Genomic DNA, 25843 nt, shown 5'->3' with positions numbered 1-25843 from the left:
TTCCTTCCAACACGTCCGCTTGCACTGATAACCAAGATGTTCTTATAACTGATTTTTATTTTTTCATTGCTACTTGAACTATTTGATGAACGAGTGCACGTCGATAAACGATATAGCTTCACCGCTCCCGGAGATAGATAAAAGAAAAATCGGCTTGAAAGCCATCATTGTTTTGGTTACAACAACCTTTGATTTAGCTACGTCTACCTACTCAGCTCTTGCCAACTTTGCAGTGTAATCATTCACCATTTAATTTTAAAAGAAATGAACACGAAAAAAGTATGGTTTGTAACCGGGGCATCCAAGGGCTTAGGCCTAACCCTGGTAAAAAAATTGGTAGAACAAGGCTACCCCGTAGCCGCCACTTCCCGAACGGTTGCAAGTTTGGAAAATGAAATCGCAGTAGCTGAAAACTTCCTTCCGCTCGAAATGCAGCTCACGGACGAGCAAAGTGTAAGCAACGCCATAGCTAAAGCAATAACCCACTTTGGCACTATAGACGTCGTCGTAAACAATGCTGGCTACGGAAAAATTGGAGCCCTAGAGGAACTGAGTGATCAGGAAGCACGACACAATTTCGATGTCAATGTATTCGGTGCGTTAAACGTAATTAGGAGCGTCATGCCACATCTACGGAATCAGCAATCCGGCCACATCATCAACGTCGCTTCGGTGGCCGGCCTGCTCGGTTCATTTCCCGGCTTTGGCGTTTATTGTGCCACTAAATTTGCGATGGCAGGCTTTACCGAATCGTTGGCAGCGGAAGCAAACGAATTTGGCGTACATGCTACTGTAGTTTATCCCGGATATTTTCGCACCAATTTTCTTGATAACGGTTCGATCCAGCTTCCCCAACATCCAATAGCCGCTTATACAGCGGTAAGAAATTCCGAACAATGGCACAAAACTGAAATGAAGGGCAATCAGCCGGGCAGTCCCGAAAAAGCCGCTTCGGCTTTCATACAACTCGCAGAAAGCAAAAATCCGCCGTTGCATTTCGTGATGGGAACCGATGCATTCAGCATGGCAGCGGGCAAAATCGATGTGCTAACGCAAGCGCTTCACATAAATGAAGCGTTGAGCAAGTCTACAGATTTTTAAGGTTACCCAGCAGGCGATGGCATCATAGCGATCCCATCGCCTTGATCAATTTCAATCATAAATCGTTTATCGATTGCATAGAAACCCGACATTACGTAAATTTGAATAGCCATGAAGCAGAAAAAGATATACACGTTCAACACGATCAGCGAATTTCATCGCATCAGCGGACTACCCAAACCCGAGCACCCGTTGGTAAGTTTGGTCGACTACGGTTTGGTTGACTATCAGATCGATGAGACGGAGATCGGTTGGCTGCAGCATTTTTACTCGATTGGCTTAAAGCGGAATATCCAATGCAAATTCCGTTATGGACAAAGCCAGTACGATTTTGACGAAGGTTTATTATCCTTTGTTGCACCAGGGCAATTGGTACACCTTAGTCTGGATAAGCCGACGGTAAGGCCAACCGGCTGGTTACTGCTCATTCACCCCGATTTTATTTGGAACACGCCGTTGGCCAAAAGCATTAAACGGTATGATTTTTTTGGATATGCAGTTAACGAAGCACTTTTTCTTTCCGAAAAGGAAGAGTCCGTGGTCGTCGACATCTTTCAGCACATTCAACGGGAGTATGCCTCAAACATCGATAAATTTAGCCAAAATATTATCATTGCCCAGATCGAGTTGTTGTTAAATTACAGCGAACGCTATTATCAGCGGCAGTTCATTACCCGAAAAAAAGCCAACCACCAGCTGCTCGACAAGTTGGAGGCTATCCTGGACGACTACTTCGATAACGGCAACTTGATAAACTTGGGATTGCCGACAGCAAAATACATTGCCGGCTTGTTAACTATTTCGCCCAATTATCTGGGAAGTCTCCTCAAAAGCCTCACCGGTCAAACCACCCAACAACACATCCACAATAAGCTAATCGAAAAAGCCAAGGAACGATTATCTACAACCCATCTGTCCATCAGCGAAATCGCCTACGAATTGGGATTCGAACACCCACAGTCGTTCAGCAAATTATTCAGAAACAAAACCAATCAATCGCCACTGGAGTTTCGAGCAAAATTTAATTAGCCCAGTACGGCGCACATTTTTGTTGCCGCTCCGAAGACGGCCGCATTTTTATCGGTTATACGTTTTACGCCACATTTTATTGGGATGCATATTCGCTCGCAAATCGCCATCTCGCGGCTGAGTGCGGTAAAGGTTGGGCAGCAAGAAGTAAATTATTTCGGCGAGACAACCAAACTCAACTTTGTGTGTGAGATCAGCAAGAAATTATGGCAGCGAGGAGCTGGACCTACTGTTCCTGCTGGTGGATAAATTCATCCAACACCGAAGAGTCCAGTTGGTGTTCGCCGGATCCAGTGACCACATCGTGCGTCATAATTCACGGTCATCAATGCCGGCTTTCAAGCCGTTTCTCCACCACCGCCTCCCGTTTGCGCCAGGCGCGCAGTTGAGGCTCCTCGTATACTGGGAGCCCTTCATCATTCAGTAGGCCGAGCGACGTAGCAAGCTTACGGCTTAGTGCGGCCGAGTCCCTGTCTTTGTCGTCAAAGGCCTGCTGGCTGGACGCAATAGCGGCCTCTGCGGCGGCGATGGCCTTCCGGATGATATCCAGTTCTGCGTCGTACTTCTTTTGCTTGCGCAGGATGACCATCATTCGGCTGTAAGCATCCGCATTCAGCGGCTTACGTCGGGCCAGTGAACGGTAAATTTTCAACGCATCGGCAGATTTTCCTTCTTTTTCAAGCTGCCGTGCTTCCTCCATTTGAGTCTTACGAGCTATTTTCTGTTTGGCCATGGCGGATCGCCGTACTTCGGTTCCACTATTGAAAACAAGCAGGGGGCGGTTTGGTTTCCAGCGTTCCTTGAAGATATACGACTTGGCAAGTTTACGGATCTCAAAACCTAAGATTCCGTATCGCCCTGTCTTTATACTTCTCAACACCTTCGACAATATCGTCTTTGAAAAACTCCCACGCCCTCTCTATCGAGGACGATCGCTGGATAAATCCCTTTTTATCTTTCGTATTGCTTAGTCGCGATACAGATATAAGTGTCTTTGTTTTATACCAAACAACACACGCTTTCCGTGAGGTCGCAAGCCTAGCAGCCCTAATTCTTCGTACCCGTCTAGGCCAACGTTTCAAGGCCATGTAACACATCCAGCGATTCAGGCCTCATATTCCTCCACAGACAGCGCAGGGTTCCAGACCACTTCCCACAGATGGCCATCAATATCCCGAAAGTAACCTGCATAGCCGCCATAAAACGTCTGTTGCGGCGGTTTGACGATGGCAGCTCCGGCTTTTGCCGCTTGGTCCATCACCTGATCCACTTCCGTCTTACTGTTCACGTTATGGCCAATGGTAAACGCACCGGGCGTGCCGCCGCCCGCAGGTAGGCCGGTATCCGCGGCTATGCTCGCCCAAGGCCATAACGCCAGTTGCAAGCCGTCCTGCAACCGAAAGAATGCTACGGCACCATTCTCGTATTCGGTACCGATAATACCTTCGGTTGCTAAGCCCATGCCGTCTCTGTAAAAGGAAACCGACCGCTCCAGGTCGGCAACGCCTAGCGTAAGTACAGAAATTCTTGCTTTCATTAGAAAATAATTAATGATCTATATTTGTTTTTAGCGGCATCAATGAGATCGCTTCGATAAGTATGTTTTTTAATTGTCTAATGGAACCTACATTGTCGTTGACGCCATTAGTTTCATCGGTAATGAAGCTTGCGTTCGCCTCCGGCTTCCGCAGGTTTAATTTCTTAAAATGTTCAATTCAAAACTTCAACTTGGTGTGTTACCAAAACAGCAAATATAGCGTACATACCGTTGCTGTACTTTCGTTCCACTATCGGAAACAGGCGAAGGACGGTTTAGACACCATGGTGTTCGGATTCGGACAAAAAGACAGCTAAACCAATCCGCGAATCTAACGACTCACCACCAACTCCCGTTCGCCGGATACCAAGGCGATGTGGCAACAATCAAAAGTAACCACATAATCGCCCTTGACCACCTCCCGGTTGCCGATATACCCCTGAAAACGCAGCTTGGTATGTTTGAATTTCGGGATATCCCCATGGTCATTGTCGCCGGTTACCGGATAGCTCCCTAGCCTTGTGAACGTATTCCATTCGTCACTGTGATACGTCTTTGTTAAATCCTTACCGTCTGCTACGCGGGTCACTTTCATCCGGTCGAGCGCTACCGGATTTTCCGATTGGTCTACGAGCTTAACGGCGATCCACCGCAGTTCATAGGTACATGGCACGGATTTACAATTCAGTATCGCTTCGTTTCCCAATTCCTTTTCGCTGCAAGACAATGTGATGGTTATAAACATCGTGTATAAAATGGCTATTTTTTTCATTTTTGGTCAGTTTCCGTGTAAGACGAGACGTAGCGCTGTTTCGCTACGCCTTACCCAATGCATATGCTTCATTTACACCTAACATACCCTTTGTTTACCTCGTTATTAAGGGAATGGCAAACAATTGGTACGGACCTCCGTCTGGTCTTGGTTTGGTCTTGGTTTGGACTCAGTCGCACCTTGGTTTGGTCGGAGCAGAACGAGTCCAATAGAAGCTCGCTCTGAGCTAGTACCAAGCTCCGAAGCCCTATACAATCTCTCCAACATCGCTCTTCCCATTCCATGTTTCTCCCAATATGCCTTTGTACCGCTATATAGCCGCTTACCCTTCGCTAAAGTGCCGCTTTTGGAGCTTTTTGCGAAGGGTAAGCGGGACATATGGGGATAGCACCGTAATGGAAGGTGGGCCGGAGCACGGTGTTGGCGAAGCTATCCCAAGAGCGGACACACCCACGCCCGACTTTCTTCTGCCCGTGTTCTGCCATCTCGCGTGCCGTACGCAAGCCGTATGCGGCGCGTATGTTACCTTTTCCCGCATGCAGCCCGCATACGCCCCGATAAATTCTCGGGAGATGTCGGGAGAAAGGCAGAAGAAAGTACGAAGAAAGGCAAGACCTGTTCGCGAGTTTCTTGCATAATGTAAACCGATGTACTCATATGGAATATTATGCAGGCCTACGGGAGGCTCAACTTGAACTCCTGGCGGGCATAGCCCACCAGTTCACGCTTCTCGGCAGGCTCTAAAGCGTTTTATTCGGGAGTGTCTGTCCGCAAAAGCACTAATGAGCAACGGCAGCAATTCTCCCAATCATCAAACTTAGGGTCAAGCGCTTGGTGCGAACATGCGATTGTCTTTTCATGTTTTACCATAGGCGTCAGCCCCAAATTGCGAAACATCCGCAAATCTTCAGCTACCCCCGGATTAGATGTAACAAGTAATGTTTCACGCTCGCCTGTAAAAATAGAGTTAGCGCCGGCCATAAAGCACCATGCTTGTTCTGTTTCGGTCATTTCTATACGTCCTGCACTTAAACGTACCATCGAAGAAGGCATTACAATCCTCGCAGTGGCAATCATACGGACCATATCCCATATATCAACTTTCGGATTATTTTCCAAAGGCGTCCCTTTTACACGAGCCAGCGCATTTACCGGAACCGATTCGGGGTGTTTAGGCATTGTGGCCAAGGTCAGCAGCATGGAAATACGATCGTTATGGGTTTCTCCTAACCCTATGATTCCACCGGAACAAACCGTGATGCCGGCTTTGCGGACATTATGGATGGTTTTGATACGGCTGTCGAATTTTCGGGTGGAAATAATTTCATCGTAGTACGCTTCTGAGGTGTCTAAATTATGATTATACGCATGTAAACCGGCTTCCTGCAAACGAATGGCCTGTTCTTCCGTGAGCATTCCGAGTGTACAGCATACTTCCAACCCCAAATCATTTACACCTTTTACCATAGCTATAATCCGGTCAAAGTCGCTATTATTGCGTACTTCACGCCAGGCAGCGGCCATACAAAAACGCGTAGATCCTAGCTCCTTTGCTTTTTTAGCGTGCTCGATAACGGTTTCGGTCGGCAATAGCGCCTGCACCTTTATATCGGTATGATAACGGGCTGCCTGCCCACAATAAGCACAATCTTCGGGACAACCTCCGGTTTTTACAGATAATAGGGTACATAGCTGCACTTCGTTAGGTTTATGCCATGTTCTGTGCGTTTGCGCAGCCTGGTATATCAATTCCAGCAAGGGTTGATCATATATTGTTTGGATTTCCGCTTTTGTCCAGTCGTGACGGACTTGTTTTGTCGTCTGCATTTGTTGTAATCTTATCTGTCGTAAATTCCGGGTTAGACACAATTATTGTTAACATGTGCTGTATTTTCCTATTTCAGGCCAAAACTACGGGTCTTTCTCGACTACAAAAGGTGCCGGTTTTTTTATTGTGGGTAGGCCGGATGCTATCCCTTAACCCTACTGCCCAACGGATGGGATTGACGCTGCTTTCTTGTAATACTCAGTTTTCGAAAGAAACATGGCTACGGCGAAAAGCAATGGAGGCGTATGGGCTAAGTGCGGATGGAAAGATGCGTCAGCGAGCTTGCTTGCTATTCATTCCGTAGGCTATCCACCGGATTGGCTAACGCTGCTTTGATAGCTTGGAAACTGACCGTCACGATGGTGACTAAAAGTGCTAAGACTGCGGCCAACACGAAGACCACCCAACTGATGCTTACTCGGTAATCATAATTCGAAAGCCATAGCGCAAGATAATACCAACATCATGTACCCAGAGGCCGATCAGCATGGCCACGGCCATGCCCACGGCGAGCCCCCGATATTAATGGCGCTGTGCCCCTTGCTTTTAGCCAGGTTGCGCCAGGCGATTTTGAAATAGTTCTTTATCATGAACGATGTTCGTTAACTTTCCGTCGTAGTTATGTGCAGGCATCAACAAATCTGCCAACGCAAAAAAGCACGTTAGAAAGAAATAATCACCGGTTTACCTATTAGTCGGTGTCCGAATACGGACAGTAAGTGTGCGAATACGGACACGGCAATGTCCGCCTGCGGGTTCGCATCGACCTTCCGGCAAGGGTACTTCCTTAGCCAACTCCATGAATACCCATCCCGGCCGATAGTTTCGATCGCTACTTTTGCTTTTACAAGGATTTGATATCCTCAGCTACCAACGCCAAATCGTTACCGAATTGATGTGCGCCGCTGTTAACTTCCCTGAAGTTCGCCCGGGCAAGCTTCTTTTTATATTGGTGGAAATGGAAAATGGGCACCTCGTCATCATCTTTGCTATGGTACAAATAATACACCACGTCAGCGGGTAAGCTATTGGCAAAATCGGATTTTAGTTTAAACCCCGCCTTCCATGCTTCGTCCCCACTCCAAAACGGTGCTGCTAAGAGAAAAACTCCCTTAATTTTTTTGTTTATGGTGGTTTCGGAAAGGTATTTTAAAATCATAGATGCACCGAATGAATGTCCAACCAAAACAAGACCGTTATCCGCTTGGGCAATCTCTTCGCCAATCTGCTTCGTCCAGCCAAAGTCAGCAGCCGCTTCATCCCATCGCATTTCGGGGTAGCTGATCATGTATTCTTCCCCTAGGGCTGCTTGAAGCGAAGTAACCAATTCTTTGTCGGCTTCGTACCCTCCTTCGCCTCCTCCTTGTATAAATAATATTTGCTTGCTCATAAAGAAGGAATTTACACGAGTCATCGCGCGCTTCGCAGCATAGGGCGTAAAATAGGCGAGCCGCCGGATTGAATCTCGCCGATGACCTCAAAACCGTGACGCTTATATAACGAAATATTCTTAGGATTCGAAGATTCGAGATACGCAGCTAATCCATCACGGTCAACAGCTTTTAGCGCTTCGGTCAACAATGCCGTGCCTACGCCTGTACCCTGATACGCCGGGTCGACACCTATCATCGGCAGATACCAGTGCGGTTCGGTAGGGTGAAATTTTTGCATCTGTTCAAAAATTCCCGGCAAATCTTCCTTTACACCGTCGCCAACGTTTTCGTCGAACAGCCTCATCAGCGACTCCTCATCAGATCCGGCGCCGGGTGGCAACCACAAGGCAACCCCTGCGAAACCATCGGCAACATAGGCTGTACCCGTCTGGAAAGCACTTCCGCCGAAAGCCCTTACGATCGAAGGAAAAGCCGCCAAATATTTCACAGGGTTCGCAAGAGACCAGCGGGTCATCGGATCAGCACTGAATGCCAACGTCAACGCTTCAATGGCGCCGCCTTCATCTGATGCTTGAGCGATTTTTACTGTCATAACGTGTTCATTTTCATTATTCGCAAAGTCATTGCCGGTAGACCTGCCAGGTCATTGTATAAACTTTTGCCGCAAATCTTCAGCATATTCGGCAAAAATATTGTCTATTCGGTATTTAAAAGGGGTGTCTAACGGACTTTATTGCGGGGTATTTTGGACATTTCATTGTCATGCTGAAGTAACTTATTGCCGCATCCTGACCGAATGACGCTGAAACGGTACTTGGGCTTCACTGCGTTGCATCATAGCAAGTTAGTTATCAACTAAAAGACATCATAATACCTTCCCATAGCGAAACCCTGCTTATGCGGGCATTGTGGAAGGCCGTAAACTTCCACTTACCATCATTCTTCCATGCAATCAATGTTTGAATAGAATCTCTACTTTTAGCAGGCTTTTTAGCGCCTTTGTGCTTCACAGCACCTGTAATATGGACTACAGCGACGCTATCTGTTAAGAAACGAATACTTTGTATCTTCCTGTTTTCAATTGACGAACCTTTCAGTACTCCGTCGAACAATTCTTGATGAAGGGAGTCTATTTCACGACGAGACTGCAACCATTCACCATTGAATGTAACGTAATCAGCACGATCCGTATAAACAGATGCCATTTTCTTGCCATTCCCTTCTGCCCATCCTTCTGCAGAAAGCTGTTCGAGCGCCTTAATGGCATCAATATCATTTGCTCTGCCCGCTGGTAATTGCTGAGTTCGGATATTGATCGGTGGTGTGACATAAATGTTATTTGCAATAATAATTAAAGTGTTAATTGTCACCAATGCAATAAATCCGGTTTTGAACGTGGTATACTTTTTCATGATCTAAAATTTCTATATTGGACAAATATACAACGGATTCGTTACAACTAATGTTATTTTCGTTGTTTTTTTTAGTCTCTCGGACCGGGGCTAAAATCGGCGGGTAGAATTTAGGCTAAACATTGTTTATTCACATTCGCGTTCTGATAGCGACGGGTGTGCAGAAAGCGATGTGCTATTGGCTAGATTTGTTTTCGGTAAATTGGTTGATTCTTTTACCCAATTCAGCGTAAATGTTTCTGAGCACATGCTCCCCAACTTCGTCTTTCAAAATTTCATCCAAATGCTGAGTTTTGCTTTTTGAAAGAATTTCTCCATGCTTAATTTCGACAGGTGTAAGTATATCGGCCAGCAACTTTTTCTCTTCTTCTGGAATGGAATGGAACATCAAAACCGTTGGTTTGAAAAGCAGACGGTAAAGTTCATGTAGCGTCCTTTCTCCCTTTTTCGTGATGCTTACTAATTTTGCTCGTTTATCGACAGGATCCGCGCGTTCGGTAATATATCCAGAAATAAGCAGGCGCTTCAAGATATCCATGCCCGTAGACCGCTCCACAAAATGGAATTGGATAATTTCCTTTTTTTGTGACTCGGCTTTATGGTAGATGGCATTAAGGAAATAAAAACTATCAAGGTCTATTTCGGGTTTTTCCTGTAAGGCCATCTTGCAATAGGCGGAATACATGGACGCAACCCGGCCAATTAATTTGGCGAGTGTGGTATCTAGGTCAGGTGGAGTCATTCCTGCAAACGCCTTTCTGCGTTCTCCGACGCTTTTCTTAGTCAGGTAGTACTTGCAGAATTCTTCTACTGTTACCCCGTCATGAGAACTGACATAGGTATCCCATTCGGAAATCAATTCGACGATTGGTCTCATCACTTTTTAAACAAATGTAGCGAAAAGAAAGCGAAACGTGATAGGCTTTAAACCAATTTTATGCTGAGCAAGACAAGGCAAGCTCATCCTACACGGAAGTTCTTTCTCAGGAAAGACGCTCTCCGTTCATAAGTCAAGACGATTAAAAACCAGGCTTATAAAGTCCTACCATAAGCGCATCTATAATTTTCGCAACTTCGGTAGGGTCCGCCTTCTCAACCAAAAAAGCTTGGTTGGTAACCTCGGATGACATCTTCCAGCCATTGGAGCCGTCTGAATGGACTAATGCTTCTCCATATTGCAAATCCCAATAATCATCAGGTGCCGATGACACTGCGTAAAGAACCGACAACTGGTCCCAACTCTGTCTTCCTTCGAAATTGTTATAATGATGATAAGCTCGCCATACGGGGTGATTCTGTTTGAGTGATTTTCGAAGAAATTCACCTCCTGTAATCACCTTGTTCCCTGTTTCCCACCCCGCGAACACGACCCGTGTTGGCCAGTTCGCTATGGCTACCACGGTCGATTCGGGATCCGGCCGGTAAAAGTTTGCTTCTTTACCAGCCGGAAATTTTCCTCCCATGGCAGACCACATCCGCACCTTGGCTTTTACCAGCTCCGTTCCTGAAAGCATGCTGTGCTCATCGGGATGGGACTCGAGCAAAAGTCTCAAATTCGTTAGATGCCCAATGGAGATGATGACAACGCTTTGATCTTCCTGACTTGCCAGAATCCTCCGGTAAAGTGAAATTGCATCTTCAGCGTCCTCGTAAGATGAAATCCTATGGGGAAATTCCTCGCTAATTTGCCTGGTATATTTCGAAAAATTAGTAGTCTCTAACCCTTTCTGAACACCAATTGGAATAGCTGGACGTTTGTAATAATGATTGATTGCATCCGCGCAGCTTGGCGCATAGGTATCATTGCTGGTCACAATGACACCGAGGATTTTTACTACATCGTGGTCTGCAAGTGTATGTAGCATCGCCAATGCACCGACGTCATCAACATCGGAATCGATATCTGTGTCGAGGATGACCTTAATGGGGTCTGCCAGCACACTAGTTGATGAAATGAAGCACCCCACCAGGAAAAATATAATCAAATGCACTTTCAAATTTTCCACCATACGAATATGTAATTTACAACCTTGTTTTTGGCAATATACGGATTAATACCCGTCATTCTGTGGTAACGGCGTCTCCAGCAAATCGATTTCATTCTGTGGTATCGGTCGTAACAAATGATGTGGCTGGATATTTGCGCCGTTTTTGCTATACAACCGAATCCGCTCCACGGCCTTCCCGGTTCTGACTAAGTCGAACCACCGATGCATTTCGCCAGCCAACTCCCGTGCTCTTTCATCCAAGATTAAATCGACATCCAGCATTTCTTCAGTAACAGAAAGATCATATCCCTCGCGGGATGCCCGTTGTCTCACCGCATTGAAATAAGGCAACGCCGCCGCCCGCTTTCCATCCATAAGTAACGCTTCGGCAGCGATTAAGTAGGTTTCAGCCAACCGGAAAACAATAAAATCCTTGTTGCCCCGCTCCTCATTCACTTGCGGCCGTGTAGGATCCCAATATTTAATCAGTGCTGGGTGAAATTCAATTGTGTTTTCCCAACTTGGATCGATCGGATCGCCAAGACTTTTGCCGTCAGGCAACGATGAAGGGTTATTATAATAAAAATCGTCAAAGGTACGCCAGATATCCGTTCGCTCATCACTTTCATCATCAAATAGACTCATTAGAAATGCCGTGGGGGCATAGCGTGACCATGGGCGCCCCCATTGGAGCTCTCGCTGCATTCCGGGAATGTCAGAATACGAGTTCGTAAAAAATAAATGCGTTCGATTTCCAATTCCTGAATTCACGAGATCATTGCGATACTGCACCGAAAAGACAACCTCCTTATTGACCTGATTGTCGTGGTGGAAGATGTCGCTAAACGTAGCCTCCAATCCGTAGTTAGACTTATCGGCGATCACCTTATCCGCGTAAAAAAATGCATTCTCCCAATCCCCGATCGTAAGATATACTTTGCTTAGCAAATGCCTGGCAGCACCTTTGCGGACGCGTCCCCATTGAGCATGGGAATCACCAAGGTTTGCTTCAGCAGTAACCAGATCAGCAATGATCGCCTTATAGACCTCATCCTTGCTATTCCGCTTTACCTCGCGTACTACGCCCATCGTTGGTTCTAAGCGCAGCGGAACATCCGAAAATTGCTGTACAAGCCAGAAATAAGCGAGCGCACGGATAAATCTGGCTTCGCCAACCAGATGATTTTTTTCCACTTCGTTCATTTGAACTTCTGGCGCGGACGATACAACGGAATTAGCAATATTAATGAGGTTATAGCAATTGTTCCAAATGAACGCAACTTCTCCAGAAAAAGAATTAAGGTCAGCATCGTAATAATCGAATGGCAATCCGATCTCGGCTTTTCCATGCGTGAATAGGTCTGTGCCAAGCAACGTCAGCTGGAAGGGAGCTTCTTGCTCACCATACATGGGGCGCAATGCGGCATATGTCGCGTTAACGCCAGCCCGTAGTCCCGCCTCGTCGGTATAAAATCCCACAGGATTGAGGACCGAACGTGGGTCTTCCTTCAGAAAATCGCGATCGCATGAAAAACATAACGTTGCAAAGAACAGGATGTATATGATATTCGTTTTCATTGTCTTCAATTCTAAAACTGTTTTTATTTAAAAATTAACACTCAAACCCGCCAAAAACGTTTTGGTGCTCGGATAGCTGTCCACGTTGCTCCCCGCCTCGGGGTCCCACCCTTCGTACGAAGTAAACGTAAACGGGTTGAAGGCGTTAAGATACACGCGCAACGATTGTAGTCGCAAGGCAGCCAATGATTTTGCGTTGAACGTGTAACCCAAGCTGATATTTTTCACTCGTACAAAAGAACCATCTCGGTAGCGCAAAACTCCCATATTTACGTTGGTCTGCCCTTGGTTGACCGGCCGCGGGAACTCATTGCTTGGGTTATCCGGGGTGTAATAATTGACAAATCTCGGAATATTGTACCGGCCAGCAAGATTATCGATCGTATGTAAACTGCTATTGAGCATAAAACCTTGCCGGGTGTGGATGAAGACTGATAGGTCGATTCCTTTGTAGCTGAAATAATTTGTTAGTCCTCCTTGCCACTTTGGAAACGGTGAGCCCAAGATTACACGGTCTTCTGCGTTGATTTGACTATCGTTGTTCGTATCCTTTACTTTTATCTGGCCAGGTATTCTGCCGTAGCTCTCCGCTATCTCTGCCTCGTGCTCCTGCCATATGCCATCAAAAGCCAAGTCATAGAACACCGAGATGGGCTTACCGATAAACCGACTGTTGCCGATATCATCGGCTTCGTTTCCGTATAAGTCGACGATTTTATTTTGGTTTGCTCCTAGATTAAGATTCGTGACCCATTTGAAACCACCGGCATCTACATTTGTAGACGAAATCGACGCCTCGTAGCCTACGTTTCTCGTTTTGCCGATATTGACCAAAATACTACTATATCCTGATAGTCTTGGCACCGATTGATTCAATAGCAGATCCGTTGTATTAACCACATAATATTCGAGCGCACCAGTCAGCCGATTGTTAAACAATCCGAAATCCAATCCAATATTTGTCGTCGTCGACTTTTCCCAACGCAGGTCCGGATTGGGCAACGTAGAGGGCCGAAAACCCAACGCAGTCTCATCACCAAAAACATACCCACTTCGGGATACGGCACCTAGCGACTGGTATGGGTTTATCGCAGTGTTGCCAACCGAACCATGGCTTGCCCGTAACTTTAATTCCGTCAAACCAGATACATCTGACATGAAATTTTCCTGCTTAATATTCCATCCCATCGCGAATGCGGGGAAAAAACCGAATTTTCGATCATCACCAAACCGCGAGGAGCCGTCTCGGCGGGCGGTGAGCGTGAGCATATACTTACCTTTGTAAGCATAGTTCAAACGGGCCATGTAGGACAGCAGGGACCACCCTTGTTGGTCGGAATCGTAAGACCTAATTTCGCCAGCAGATAGTTTATGCCAAAGCATTTTTTCCGATGGCATTCCCATCGCCGAAACCGTGTTGCTTTCTGTAATCTCTTCCTGGATACTCTGTAACAACGTCAGGTCGATTTCGTGGCCATTTCCAAATTCCCGATTGTACATCAGCAAATTTTCTAACGTGTAAGCCTTCGTATCGTCTCGGGAATTAGACGCCCTATTGGGCGCGCCTTGCAGGATGGTCGTATAGCTTCCGATAAAATTTCCATCATTTGAAAAGGTGAGATCTGGACCGAAGTTAAGTCTATACTTAAGTCCTTCTATAATTTGGTATTCGGCAAAAAGACTACTGAACATCCGGTTCCGTATCTGCTGGTTACGCTCATTGTCTACATTGGCGAGCGGGTTTCCAATCAGCGCTTCGTTAGTGGGAAACAATCGATAACGGCCATCATCTTCGTAGATATCTCCCAAGGGGCTGATCTGCATCGCTTGACTTAGAACCGCCCCCGCGTTAATCAGATTGGTTTTCGACATAAAAAGAAGCGTGGTAAGCCCAAAATTGAACCGTTCATTTACCTTGTGATTTACATTGAATTGTAACGATCCACGGGTAAAATCGGAATTGTAAACAATACCGTTTTGCTTTAAGAAGTTTACATCTACGGAAAACTTGGTTTTCTCATTTCCGCCCGACGAACTCAACGAATGACTGTGCTGTAAACCGTCCCGTAAGTTAAGGTCTACCCAATCCACTTCGATACCGGCATTATAATTTGCAAGCTCAATAGGATCAAGCAACACGGTAAGGTCATCTGTACGCCGTGATGCTTCTTTATATCGGACCCACTCTTCACCATCCAACACATCCACTTTATTAAGAATCCTGGAAAAGCCCGCATAGCTCTCATAACTGAATTGCGTACGTCCTGCCTTGCCTTGCTTCGTCGTAATTAAAATTACCCCATTAGAACCGCGTGATCCATAGATTGCGGTTGCAGATGCGTCTTTCAATACCTCTATGGATTCGATAAAGTTCGGATTGATGAGGTTTACGCCCCGCGATACGGGTATACCGTCTACAACGTATAACGGATCGTTACCGGCCGAAATCGAATTAACGCCTCGGATACGCACTGTGGCTCCTTCTCCGGGTCGATGACCTGCGGACACCACGTCGACTCCGGCCGCTCGTCCTTGCAGTGCCTGATCAATAAAGACGACTGGTGTTTCCTTTAATTCAGCGGATGATATGGACGAAATTGCGCCGGTCAATTGGCTTTTTCGCCGCGTGCCGTAACCAACTACGACGACCTCATCCAAAGCGTCTCCGATGCGTACCAGGGATATGTGGACCGTCGCTTGGCCAGCAACGCTGACCTGTTGGGATTGATACCCAATGTACGTCACCTGTAGTGACGAATTCGCACCTGAAACGGAAATTGAAAAAGCACCCGAATCGTTCGTTGTCGCACTACCCTTGCCCCCTATCTCCCGAATATTGGCTCCCACCAAGGGTTCACCGGTGAGGCTATCGGTGACGTGTCCGGTTACATTCGTTTGCGCAAGAGCAATTTGCAATACTCCCAAAAAGCAGAGAAAAATTGCAGTTAACACATTTTTTTTCATAACGTTTAATTAAGTTTGTTGGTTATCAGTTTACTCCCCAGCAGCGACCACCAATCCAAGTCCTACCACAAAAAGCACGAACATCGCTGCTACGAGCGAGCTAACAGATTTGGAAGCCCCCTTAAATTCCTTCCAGATCAGCACCCCCCAGAGTGCGGCCACCAGTGTGGCGCCCTGACCAAGACCATAAGAGATCGCGGGGCCGGCTTTGCCTGCGGCAATAAGGTTGAAAAGATTGCCCAGTCCCCAGATGCAACCGCCCACAATGCCCACCGCATGGACGCTAAACCGCCCTGTGAAATATTCGCCGTAGCTGCTGGGAGCGCCTTCCAGCGGCTTGCGCATGAGTATGGTATTGAACAAGAAGTTACTTACCAGAATACCGGCTGCAAATACAACAAAAGCGGTGTAGGGCGTCATCTTGCCGGTCGCAGGCGAAACGAAATTTTCCAGATCCATTCCGGCTGCGATAAACGGATAGAATGTGGACATCAGCACGCCGGCGATAACGGACACCACGATCCACTTAATTACGCCTTTCTTGCCCGTTCCACCGGAGTGTTTACTATAAGCCACCGCGTTTAAAATGATGGCCAGCGTTACCAAACCGACACCTGCAAACAAGAAAACAGGATTTCCCTTCGCATGCATGATGTAATTAATGAGCACGCCGATCACGAGCGCCAATCCGATCCCTACCGGAAAAGCAACGGCCATCCCCGCACCTGCTATGGCTGCCGTCAGCAGGATGTTGGCTAGGTTGAATACCACTCCGCCGGTAAGGGCACTCCGGATATTCCCGCCTTCTGCCTGCGCGAGGTCAGCCAGAAATGGCCTGCCGGATCCTCCCATGCTCCCCATCGTAAAGGCACCGACAAGTGCCAACAGGAAAATTCCCCATACATAATCCCAATAAAAGAGTTCAAACCGCCATTCGCGCTGCACAAGCTTCTGGGTGTTGGCCCACGAGCCCCAGCAAAGCATCGTGACGACGCAAAACAGGACGGCGAGCCCATAACTTTCTACGATAAACATAATTTGTCAGTTTTGAAATTGGTTATACAATTGTTGTCTATGTCATGCTGCTCAACAAAACTTCGTTGCGGAACGGAATAGAGGACTGCGCACCCATACGCGTCACCGCAAGCGAGGCAGCGCGACAGGCAAAGGATACGGCATCTTTCAATAACTTGCCTTCTCCTACCGCTACTGCAAGCGCTCCATTAAATACGTCGCCCGCCGCCGTGGTATCCACGGTCTCGACCTTCGGTGCCGGAATGTGATAAAACGCACCGTCCTCGAGCAGCGCCGCGCCGTCCTTACCCAATGTCACGATCACCTGTTTCACTCCCTGTTCGTGTATGCGCTCCGCTGCCTGCCGCGCACTGGAGATGTCGGTAATCCGCACACCGAACAACATCTCCGCTTCATTTACATTCGGTGTGATGATATCGATTAAGTGGAACATGTTGTGAACCATTGCATTGGCAGGCGCTGGATTAAGAATCACCTTCATTCCCCTGTCGCGTGCTCTACCGGCCGCATGTTCAACGGTTCGCATCGGTATTTCCAACTGGATCAATAAGATTTTGCTGCCGGGATAGTTGTCCAGCACCTTTTCTACATCGCCGGGTTCCAGATGCGCGTTTGCCCCGGGGGCGACGACAATGCTGTTTTCACCACGCTCATCGACCGTAATCAATGCAATGCCGGATGGGCTGTTGTCATCAGCCAAAATCCCATTGGTGTCTACCCCTTCCTCATCAAATAATTGAGATGACTCCTGGTTCGCTCCTTTTCCTCCGGGATTCATTAAAAAAGATCCGCCCAAAACAGTTTCTCCTGGCTGTGGAATATGGCTCGTCTTCACTACCATATCCATGTTCATACTACCTACAACGATGATTTTATTGGTCATATAATTGGTAAACATTGCTGAAGTGGTTTATAACGATGTCAAAAGTACCACCGATATCCTTGTAAAATTGGCCATTTTTACATAACTTTATGAAGTGTAAACACAAGAAAAACCAATTGTATACTAAAAATAATCCTGATTATCAGACATTTATGAAAAAATAATTTGCAATCTATCGAATATGTTGTTCTACGAACTTGAAAAGCTGGTTAAATCGCTATCTGCAGCAGAGAAAAAGCTTTTTCAGCAACATTCGGCGCTGCTAAAAGGCAACAAAGTGTATGTCTCGCTTTTTCAACAAATTGCCGGACAGACAAGCCCCCCGGACACCGCCCCATGGCAGGAGCAATTCAGGAAGGCTTACCCTTCGAAGTCGCTGGAAAACACGGCTGCCTATCTCTATAAGGTCCTGACCGATTTACTCGTACAGGTCCGTATTGAACAAGACCCTTGGTATCAGCAATACCAATGCCTGCTGAAAGCGAGGTTGTGTTTCGAGCGCTCGATACCCGGCAGAGCATTCAAAGAGCTTCAGAAAGCCTCAAAATTAGCGGCGGAAAGTCAGCACTATCCGGTGGCTTATCAGGCTGCACGAATGGAATTGACCGCCCTTTCTGACCTGGGTTTCCCCGGGCTTAGTGAACAGCAATTGGTGGATAAACAAATGAGGGCCAAACATACGCTGCAATCCCTCCGGCAAATTCATGAACATTACTCCCTTTACGAACTCCTCCGCCACCGGCTAACAAATCGCAAGCGTCCCGAAAACGGACAACGAGAAAAACAGGTGAATGATCTAATCCTAAGCGAGCTTAGCCTATCTACCCGGGGCAGCCAGCATCAATTCGAACCACAAAAATTACATTTGCTTTTTCAGTCCTTCTTTTTTCTTCATTCCGGTGACTACCGCTCGGCATTGCGGATATTCAATGCGCTCACCAAATTGACGGAAGCCAACGAACCTATGTGGGACTATCCTCCCTATGATTATCTATCCGCGCTTGATGGTATTCTGGACAGTCTACGGAGCATCGGTTACTACCAAGAAATGTCTCCCTTTATCGATAAGCTGACCGCATTATCGGAACGCGCCTATCCTGAACATTTCAAAAGTGTCGCGACACTGACCGCGCAAGTATATCGGTTAAATATGGTGCTCGGTTGTAAGCAATACGGCATGGCCGATCAATTGTTGACGGACGCTTCCGTCCACGTGAATGGCCAAAGATCAATCACTGCCCATGAAAAGCAATTGGAGTGCTATTTTTTTGTAGCACTTTCCCATTTTATGCAGCAACAATGGAGCAAGGCGAAAAAACAATTAAACCTGCTCATTGATGCTGCGAAGCAAACCCCACAACACCTTGTCTACCGGGCCGGCCGTTTACTCTATATACTTCTTAGTTATGAAATGAATGACCTGGCTTATATCGAGTATGAGATCCGATCGTACAAAAGGGCATTCAGTAAACAGGGTAAAGCCTACAAAACCGAAAAACTGATCTTCAACACGATCGCGGCGGATCCTAAGCGCAGGGGAAATGCATGGAAGACGACCACGCGCAAAAAGGTTGCTGAAAAATTAAAAGAAATTGCAGCAGATAAACGGGAACTTCAATTAACAAAATTTGCCGACTTCGGACAATGGGTGCTGGCGCATTTATACTGAATACAGCTCCCTGCTACTATAATCGCCTGCGGATTGACTAAGCTATTATCCGAGCACTTCCACCTCACTCCTCCCACTCTGCTGCTTACTTACCTTAATCTGTACGGGTATACGCTCGGTCATTTCCTGTACGTGCGAAATCACGCCTACCTTGCGCCCTTGGTTATGCAACCGCTCAAGCGCATCCATCGCGATATTAAGCGTATTGGGATCTAACGACCCGAAGCCTTCATCGATAAACAGGGACTCGACGTTCATCCGGCTGGCTGATAGGGACGCCAGCCCTAATGCCAGGGCCAATGATACGAGGAAGGATTCCCCGCCGGAAAGCGAATACACCGTGCGCAACTCATCGCCCATGTCCTGATCCAGCACCTGCAAACCCAGCGTATTCGGTATCCGTTTCAAACGGTAGCGCTTCGAGAGTACTTCCAGATGTACATTGGCATAGCTGAGTAATACATCCAGCGTATGTTCCTGCGCCACCTGCCGGAACTTCTTGCCATCGGCAGAGCCAATAATATCGTTGAGCTTGGACCAGTTGTCCGCTACCGACTGCTTGGCTTGTATAGTGGCGAGCAGGTCGCCAAGCTGCCGCCTATTACTTTCGTCTTGCTTTAATCGGAAGCCGATTTCACTGAGATCCCGCTGGTTTCCAGACCGGTTGGCTTGCTGCTCTTGCAGCCGTTGTTTCAGCTTATCCAAGGATTCGCCAGACGGTCGCTGCTGCTCGTGTCGGGCTAGTTGCCGGGTACGCTCATCCAATACCGACGAGGCTTGAGTAACGGTACGCTCAATGGCTGATAAGGCCTCCCGCTCTTCGGCGATCCATTCCGAGGGATGGGCAAGTAGTTTTTGAAGCAGCGCTTTACCCAGTGTGCTCTGATGTTTGGCGTTGTAATCGCAAAGCCACTGTTCGATTTTACCGGATAGCTCCGCGGTGCGCTTTTCCAGCCGGGTGATTTCCCGCCCTATTTCCGTAGCCGTAGCTTCTAACTGGGCGTTTTCGGTTTGCAGCAGCTCTTGCGATTGCCTCCGGATGTTCAGCTGTTCCTGTGCCTTGGTGATTCGGTGCTTCAACCGGGCTTCGATAGTTTCGACGGCTTCGCCGTTGAACAGCGACAGGCGGCTTGCCCGCAAATTTTCGAGGACGGCCTGCTTATCGGCATAATCGCGCCCGGCAAGGGCGACCTCTGCGGCGAGGTCTTGTTCTTCCTTTTGGATGCCGGTAATGGTGGCGCGCAATACCATGAGGTTATTGCGGTCAGCATCCAACGTTTCGGTGATGTGCTTCCATTCGGCAGCAAACGTGTTGACGTGTTCCAGAAAGGCTTCAGTTTGGCTCTTCCAGCCGGCAACCCATTGGTCATCTGGGAAACAGGGCTGTACCGAGGCCAGTATGTCTTCCAGTTCGGCATTGCGGGAAGCATGTTCTTCCTTGGCTCTTGTGAGGCGCTCTGTTAGGCGCTGCAAATGGTGGCCCAAGTCTTTTGCGGTATCGGCAGATGCGGTATGTTCACCCTGTAAACGTTGTAAGGTCTGCTGGAGGCCATCCAATGCGTCCTGCGCGCGCTGATACCGGTCCAATTGCTCGGAAGCCTGTTCTTTGGCCGTCTTAAGTTGCTGGGCCTGACCGGCCAACCACGCTTCCTTATTGACCGGCTCAATATCTGCGCACGCCTGGCTGACGGGATATTGTCCCCATTGACAGGTATGCTCGCTCAGTTCGCGTTGCTTTGCGACCAGTTCCATATCGAGTTGTTTGATGGTTTGTCGGAGTAGGGGAACTGCTTGCGACAGCCTGCTGTCAGTAGCAACGTGTTCGGCGTAAGTCTGTTCGATGGTCTCGTGCACTTTTCGCAATTCATCCAGCACGTGATTGAGCTGGGGGCTTCCGTGGGCGTAAGGATGGGTTCGGCTGCCGCATACGGGGCACGGCTGGCCATCCGTCAATTGGCTGCGCAGGATTTCGACATCGGCCGATGCAGCAACCATGGCTTTCTCGAGCATAGCAATTGAAGCTTTACGTTGCTCCGTGATGGATTGAAGGGCGTTAGTTGTGTCCTGGAGTTGGACTTCTTTTTCCTTCAGCAAAAGCTGATGCTCTTCGAGCTTCTGCTGCAGCTGCTGGGCATCTTGTTGTACCCGGTAAAGTTGACGCCAATGAGTAGTAGCCGCAAACAGCGCTTCTGCCTGGGCAGCCACAGCTTTGCTTTCTTCGCGGAGCTGGCCGATTGGAAGGGCAGCGAGGTCTTTGCGTAGTGCTGCAATCTCTGCCTGGACGTCACTGACCTGCTTGGCGAGGCGTTCTGAACGTTGGGCGGCCTCCGCATGTTCCGTGGTTTTAGCTTGGATTTGTGCCTCGTACTGGGCGATATCGGCGGCCGCCCGGTAGATAGCTTCCAACTGCTTGCGGCCCTCCGCGAGCTTTGTGACGATGAGCGCGTGATGCTCGGCTACCGGCTGGCGACTGGCATGCTTCGCTATCCACTGATGGTGGGCGGCTATCCGTTGCTCCACGGTATCGGATTCCCGCTGTTTGTCCGCAAGCCGTTGTTGGCTTCCCGCCCATCGGGCTTTCCGGGCTTGCCATTGCTGCTGCGCGGCGGCAAGATCCGCTTGCTGGGCTTGTAGCTGGATGCCTAATTTATTGGCTTCAGCCAACTGGGGCCTTGCCGCTTCTTGGGCGCTGCTTTGTGCTTCTAAGTATTGGGTGGCTTCGGCTGTTGCTATTGCAGCATCATTGACCCTTTGCGCCAAAAGCTGCTGCTGGCTGCGGATTTCTTCGCGTGTTTGCTTTCTTTGGATGAGACGTTCGGTCGCTTCCTGATGCAAATCAACCGAGATGCGGACAGGTTGTACCTGTTCTACCTGCCTGAGGTACATTTCGCGCCCGGCCGATTCGGTCTTTTCGGCAAGACGTTCCTGTAGAGCTTGCTGTGCTTCATGGACTTGAGCTTGGTGACGGCTTAAGGCCTCATGCCATTTGATCTCTATGGTGGTCGCATCGATTTGTGTCTCAAACTGCTCGAGTGCAGTTGCTAGTTGGGCTTCCTGTGCTTTGAGCTCGGTCAGTTCTTCGGTAGTTAAGATAACGATGCCCTCCTGCCGCTGCTGGAGCAGTTTAAGCTGCTGCTCTTCTTCGCGGTAGCGTTCGAACACTTTCTTGGATAGCTCGGAATAGATGTGCGTGCCCGTAAGCTTTTCGAGTAGCGACGCTTTCTGGTCTTTGTCGGCCTTCAGGAACGCGGTAAAATCGCCCTGTGCTAGCAGTACCGAACGGATGAACTGCTCGTAGGTGAGGCCGACCAGCCGGGCGATCTCGGGCAGGAGCTCGGTTTTCTTACCGCCGATATCTCTGCCGGTGGTTAGGTGCTTTAGTGTAATGCCGGCTTGTTGGAGGCTGCCTTCTACCCTGTTACGCGCGCGGCGGACACTCCATGTAGCGCGATAGTGCTGACCGTCGATGCCGACAAAATCGACCTCTGCGTAGCCTTCGGCAGTGCCATCGCGCAGGATGGCGCGTACGTCGCTTTGGTTGATGGTGCTGCCCTGAACGTCGGTAATCTCGATACCGGTTTCGCGGGCTTGTAGATAACGCGGGGTTTTGGCATAGAGCGCCAAGCACAGTGCATCAAGGATGGTGGACTTGCCCGCGCCGGTAGGTCCGGTGATGGCGAAGATACCGGCGGAACACAAGGGCTCCTGCGTGAAATCGATCTCCGTAATGCCTTCCAATGATGCGAGATTTTTGATGCGGATGGTGAGTATCTTCATGCTTCGCCTCCTTCGTTTTCATAGACCTGCTGGGTGACTTCGTTGAACAGCGCCATCAAGGCCTCCGGAACTTCATTGCCATAGCGCGACTGGTATACTTGCTTGAAGACGTCTAGGGGCTTTAAGGCGTGGATCTGGTCGGGGGAAATGACCTGCTCCCGGTCGGCAGCGTCTTTCTTTTCCGGATAGCGAGTATCGATGCGCGCAAGGCGAACGTGTTTGTCTGCTATCGCTTGCTCAATCTTATGCCTGAGGCCCGGCTCTGGCGCATCAAGCAAAATGGACACCTGCAAATAGGGAGCTGTGGCGCGATCCTTTCCATGCGCCACAGGCAATTGCTGCAAAGCGAGCAACGCTTCTTCCACGCGGCTGTGTATCCTTGGCACTTTGAGCAAGGGCACGGTAACTGGTACTACGATACCACGGGGTGGCTTGAGCTGCCCTTCTCGCAGGCTAAATAGGATAACCTGATGCTTGTAGTTGATCTCCGAGAATGACATCGGCAGTGGACTGCCGCTATACCGGATATGCTCCCTGCCGCCGAGCCGCTGCGCCTTGTGGATGTGGCCAAGGGCAACATAGGCGATGTCTTCGGGAAACGCCGATGCGGCAATGCACTCAACGCCACCCATGATGAGCCGTTCCGCGTTGTCCATATCGGACGTCTCCGCGCCCCGGGCGTGGAGATGCCCCATGGCGATGATGTCCTGTCCGGGTTGCTGTTTGCTTTTCGCAGCCTCGTATAGGTCGTGGTACAGCGCAGCTACGCCTTCCGCATAGGGATTGTCGCAGTCGGCGATGGCGGGATAGTCGCCCGTGCGCAGGAATGGCACAGCGATGCACCAGACATTTATATTCCCGTCTTTGACAAGGGGGACGATGAGTTTATCGTAATCGATGTTACCGTCGTCATTTTTTTCAACCAGACCGATAATGTGGATGTTGGACGACTCCAGCAATGGTTTTGGCGACTCCAACCGCGACGCGGAGTCGTGGTTACCGGCGGTGACGACGATCTGGATATTTGGGCAGGCTTGGCTGGCCCGGCTAAGAAAGGCATAAAATTGCCGGATGGAGACAGCGGACGGATTAGTCAGATCGAACACGTCGCCGCTGATAAGCAGTACATCAACCCTCTCCTGCTCCAGTGTCTGAACCAGCCAGTCCAAGAACTGCTGGTGTTCGTAGGTGCGGTCGTACTCGTGAAAGAGTTGGCCCAAGTGCCAGTCGGCAGTGTGGAGGATGTTCATTCGTTTACTGATGTTCGTTATATTTAGGGCGTGTGACTCACCGATCCATTGTGTCATGCAAATTACAACATGGTCATCAATTTAGCAAATATCCGCGTCGGTCTCCCGGTTGCCATTAAAAAATTGTTGTATATAAAATGGAGTGCGGATAAAACAGTAACGGAAAATAGGTATCTTGCAAACTCCAAGACGTCATGAAACAAAGCGCAGGTATACTCGTGTTTCGCCGTACGGCCTCAGAAATCCAATTCTTTCTGGTACACCCCGGCGGTCCATTCTTTGCGAAGAGAGACGCCGGTGCTTGGACCATTCCCAAAGGTGAAATCATACCGCCTGAAGAACCCCTTGAAACAGCGGTCCGGGAGTTCGAAGAAGAAACGGGAATACCCCTCGATGGCCCATTTATTCCACTAAACGCAGTGGTACAGAAAGGTGGCAAGCAAGTAATTTGCTGGGCAGTAGAAGCTGATTTAAACCCCGAAAGCGTAGTGAGTAACACCTTTGAGTTGGAGTGGCCACCGCGGTCGGGCAAACGGCGTTCTTTCCCTGAAATAGACAAATCCGGGTGGTTTACGCTGCTGGACGCCAAACAATTGATTAATGAGCGGCAGGTTCCGTTGCTGGAGCAGCTTGTGGAGCGGCTGGAAGGTGGACCTAAATGAGTATGGCCAACTTATGCGATGAGCTATTGCAAGACAAAAGCATTTGTAGTAAAAAGTGCCTTTTACTAATTTTGCTAAACACTACCATGCGGAAGCCACAGTGGCCAATTACCACAGTGGCCGTCGCAGAACAAGGTTGCAATAAAAACATAATGATATGGAATTAGAAGGAAAAAATGCAATTATTACGGGTGGCGGCAGGGGCTTAGGAAAAGCTTTAGCGCTAACCTTGGCCAGAGAAGGCGTCAATATCGGAATAACAGGACGCAACGCCAGCAGCCTTGCTGTTGCTGTAGAGGAACTCAAAAAGCTGGGTATCGCGGCATATCATGCCGCATTCCCGGTAGGCCAAGCGACGGCGGTTACAGACGGCATTGCCGGGCTTGCCGATAAGCTTGGCGGTATAGACATCCTCATCAACAATGCAGGCGTGGCGACATTTGGATCAGTTGAAGAAATGGCCATCGATGAGTGGGAAAATATTATCCAAACAAATTTATTTGGGGTGTACTACACCGCTAAAGCTGTTATTCCTTATATGAAAAAACGTGGCGAAGGTGACATTGTCAACATTGCATCGACCGCAGGTTTAAAAGGAGCACCCAGCATGTCGGCATACTGCGCGTCCAAGGCTGCTGTCATCGCTTTTTCACAGTCGTTGATGGGCGAACTTCGCAAGCGCAACATCCGGGTATTTACCCTTACCCCAAGCACGATCGCGACCGATATGAGTATTGAAGCCGGCTTGACGGACGGTAATCCAGAAAAGGTGCTTCAGCCGGAAGATTTTGCGGAATGGGTGAGAGACATGCTGAAAATGAAACGACGGGCGTTGATTGCCAACGGCTCTATTTTCTCGACCAACCCATGAAACTCATTTTTATGGCCACGCAGCACATCCTTCACTCCGACTGGGATACGGCAGCGGCAGTTGGGGAATCCGGCTGGCCGCCGACCAAATAGC

The 25843-nt window shown here is 48.7% G+C and carries 20 protein-coding genes; 5 read left to right on the top strand and 15 right to left on the bottom strand.

Annotated features, from left to right (window positions below; all coding sequences use genetic code 11):
- The first annotated feature begins 264 nt into the window (after positions 1 to 264).
- Both ACFOET_RS16940 and ACFOET_RS16935 read left to right on the top strand, forming a co-directional pair.
- Positions 265 to 1101, top strand: coding sequence for an SDR family NAD(P)-dependent oxidoreductase (locus ACFOET_RS16940; RefSeq protein WP_379024826.1), 837 nt, complete (start codon positions 265 to 267; stop codon positions 1099 to 1101).
- 111 nt (positions 1102 to 1212) lie between these two features.
- Complete coding sequence (locus ACFOET_RS16935) at positions 1213 to 2130, top strand: helix-turn-helix domain-containing protein (RefSeq protein ID WP_379024824.1); 918 nt, start codon at positions 1213 to 1215, stop codon at positions 2128 to 2130.
- Between the two features lie 325 nt (positions 2131 to 2455).
- On the opposite strand, the gene ACFOET_RS16930 is transcribed toward ACFOET_RS16935, so the two are convergent.
- The 13 genes from ACFOET_RS16930 to ACFOET_RS16870 form a co-directional block, all read right to left on the bottom strand.
- Positions 2456 to 3010, bottom strand: a complete 555-nt coding sequence (locus ACFOET_RS16930; RefSeq protein WP_379024822.1) for a hypothetical protein — start codon at positions 3008 to 3010, stop codon at positions 2456 to 2458.
- 225 nt (positions 3011 to 3235) lie between these two features.
- The gene (locus tag ACFOET_RS16925; RefSeq protein WP_379024820.1) at positions 3236 to 3667 is read right to left on the bottom strand and encodes a VOC family protein; all 432 of its coding nucleotides are present in this window, start codon (positions 3665 to 3667) and stop codon (positions 3236 to 3238) included.
- Positions 3668 to 3998: 331 nt separating this feature from the next.
- Entirely contained in the window at positions 3999 to 4412 is a 414-nt protein-coding gene (locus ACFOET_RS16920) for a hypothetical protein (RefSeq protein ID WP_379024818.1), read from the bottom strand.
- A gap of 777 nt (positions 4413 to 5189) precedes the next feature.
- A complete protein-coding gene (gene bioB, locus ACFOET_RS16915; protein WP_379024816.1) occupies positions 5190 to 6266 on the bottom strand; it encodes a biotin synthase BioB in 1077 nt (358 codons plus the stop codon).
- An 845-nt stretch (positions 6267 to 7111) separates the two neighbouring features.
- The gene (locus tag ACFOET_RS16910) at positions 7112 to 7657 is read right to left on the bottom strand and encodes an alpha/beta fold hydrolase (protein WP_379024814.1); all 546 of its coding nucleotides are present in this window, start codon (positions 7655 to 7657) and stop codon (positions 7112 to 7114) included.
- A 20-nt stretch (positions 7658 to 7677) separates the two neighbouring features.
- Entirely contained in the window at positions 7678 to 8253 is a 576-nt protein-coding gene (locus tag ACFOET_RS16905) for a GNAT family N-acetyltransferase (protein ID WP_379024812.1), read from the bottom strand.
- Positions 8254 to 8512: 259 nt separating this feature from the next.
- Positions 8513 to 9073, bottom strand: coding sequence for an SgcJ/EcaC family oxidoreductase (locus ACFOET_RS16900; RefSeq protein ID WP_379024810.1), 561 nt, complete (start codon positions 9071 to 9073; stop codon positions 8513 to 8515).
- 175 nt (positions 9074 to 9248) lie between these two features.
- Positions 9249 to 9950, bottom strand: coding sequence for a MarR family winged helix-turn-helix transcriptional regulator (locus ACFOET_RS16895; RefSeq protein ID WP_379024808.1), 702 nt, complete (start codon positions 9948 to 9950; stop codon positions 9249 to 9251).
- A gap of 142 nt (positions 9951 to 10092) precedes the next feature.
- Positions 10093 to 11082, bottom strand: a complete 990-nt coding sequence (locus ACFOET_RS16890) for a nucleoside hydrolase (protein WP_379024806.1) — start codon at positions 11080 to 11082, stop codon at positions 10093 to 10095.
- Between the two features lie 42 nt (positions 11083 to 11124).
- On the bottom strand, positions 11125 to 12639 hold the full coding sequence (locus ACFOET_RS16885; RefSeq protein ID WP_379024804.1) for a RagB/SusD family nutrient uptake outer membrane protein: 1515 nt from the start codon (positions 12637 to 12639) through the stop codon (positions 11125 to 11127).
- A gap of 27 nt (positions 12640 to 12666) precedes the next feature.
- Entirely contained in the window at positions 12667 to 15603 is a 2937-nt protein-coding gene (locus ACFOET_RS16880; protein WP_379024802.1) for a SusC/RagA family TonB-linked outer membrane protein, read from the bottom strand.
- A gap of 30 nt (positions 15604 to 15633) precedes the next feature.
- The gene (locus ACFOET_RS16875; RefSeq protein ID WP_379024800.1) at positions 15634 to 16638 is read right to left on the bottom strand and encodes a GRP family sugar transporter; all 1005 of its coding nucleotides are present in this window, start codon (positions 16636 to 16638) and stop codon (positions 15634 to 15636) included.
- Between the two features lie 37 nt (positions 16639 to 16675).
- A complete protein-coding gene (locus tag ACFOET_RS16870; protein ID WP_379024798.1) occupies positions 16676 to 17536 on the bottom strand; it encodes a ribokinase in 861 nt (286 codons plus the stop codon).
- Between the two features lie 166 nt (positions 17537 to 17702).
- Here ACFOET_RS16870 and ACFOET_RS16865 point away from each other — a divergent pair, with 166 nt between their 5' ends.
- Positions 17703 to 19190 carry a hypothetical protein gene (locus tag ACFOET_RS16865; RefSeq protein ID WP_379024796.1) on the top strand — a complete coding sequence of 496 codons (1488 nt, stop codon included), beginning with the start codon at positions 17703 to 17705 and terminating at the stop codon, positions 19188 to 19190.
- Between the two features lie 45 nt (positions 19191 to 19235).
- Here ACFOET_RS16865 and ACFOET_RS16860 read toward each other — a convergent pair whose 3' ends face one another.
- The gene (locus tag ACFOET_RS16860; RefSeq protein ID WP_379024794.1) at positions 19236 to 22967 is read right to left on the bottom strand and encodes an AAA family ATPase; all 3732 of its coding nucleotides are present in this window, start codon (positions 22965 to 22967) and stop codon (positions 19236 to 19238) included.
- Positions 22964 to 24217 (bottom strand): exonuclease SbcCD subunit D, encoded by a 1254-nt coding sequence (locus ACFOET_RS16855; RefSeq protein WP_379024792.1) that lies wholly within the window; start codon positions 24215 to 24217, stop codon positions 22964 to 22966. The genes ACFOET_RS16860 and ACFOET_RS16855 overlap by 4 nt, the downstream gene beginning before the upstream one ends.
- A 194-nt stretch (positions 24218 to 24411) precedes the next feature.
- On the opposite strand from ACFOET_RS16855, the gene ACFOET_RS16850 reads away from it, so the two are divergent.
- Together ACFOET_RS16850 and ACFOET_RS16845 are read left to right on the top strand one after the other, a co-directional pair.
- Positions 24412 to 24879, top strand: a complete 468-nt coding sequence (locus ACFOET_RS16850) for an NUDIX domain-containing protein (RefSeq protein WP_379024790.1) — start codon at positions 24412 to 24414, stop codon at positions 24877 to 24879.
- A 157-nt stretch (positions 24880 to 25036) separates the two neighbouring features.
- Complete coding sequence (locus tag ACFOET_RS16845; RefSeq protein WP_379024788.1) at positions 25037 to 25750, top strand: 3-ketoacyl-ACP reductase; 714 nt, start codon at positions 25037 to 25039, stop codon at positions 25748 to 25750.
- Positions 25751 to 25843: the final 93 nt, after the last annotated feature.

It is taken from the genome of Parapedobacter deserti, assembly GCF_042646065.1.
GTDB classification, from domain to species: Bacteria; Bacteroidota; Bacteroidia; order Sphingobacteriales; family Sphingobacteriaceae; genus Parapedobacter; species Parapedobacter deserti.
The sequence above is the reverse complement of the archived record's forward strand: the minus strand, read 5'-3'. Positions and strand labels throughout refer to the sequence as shown.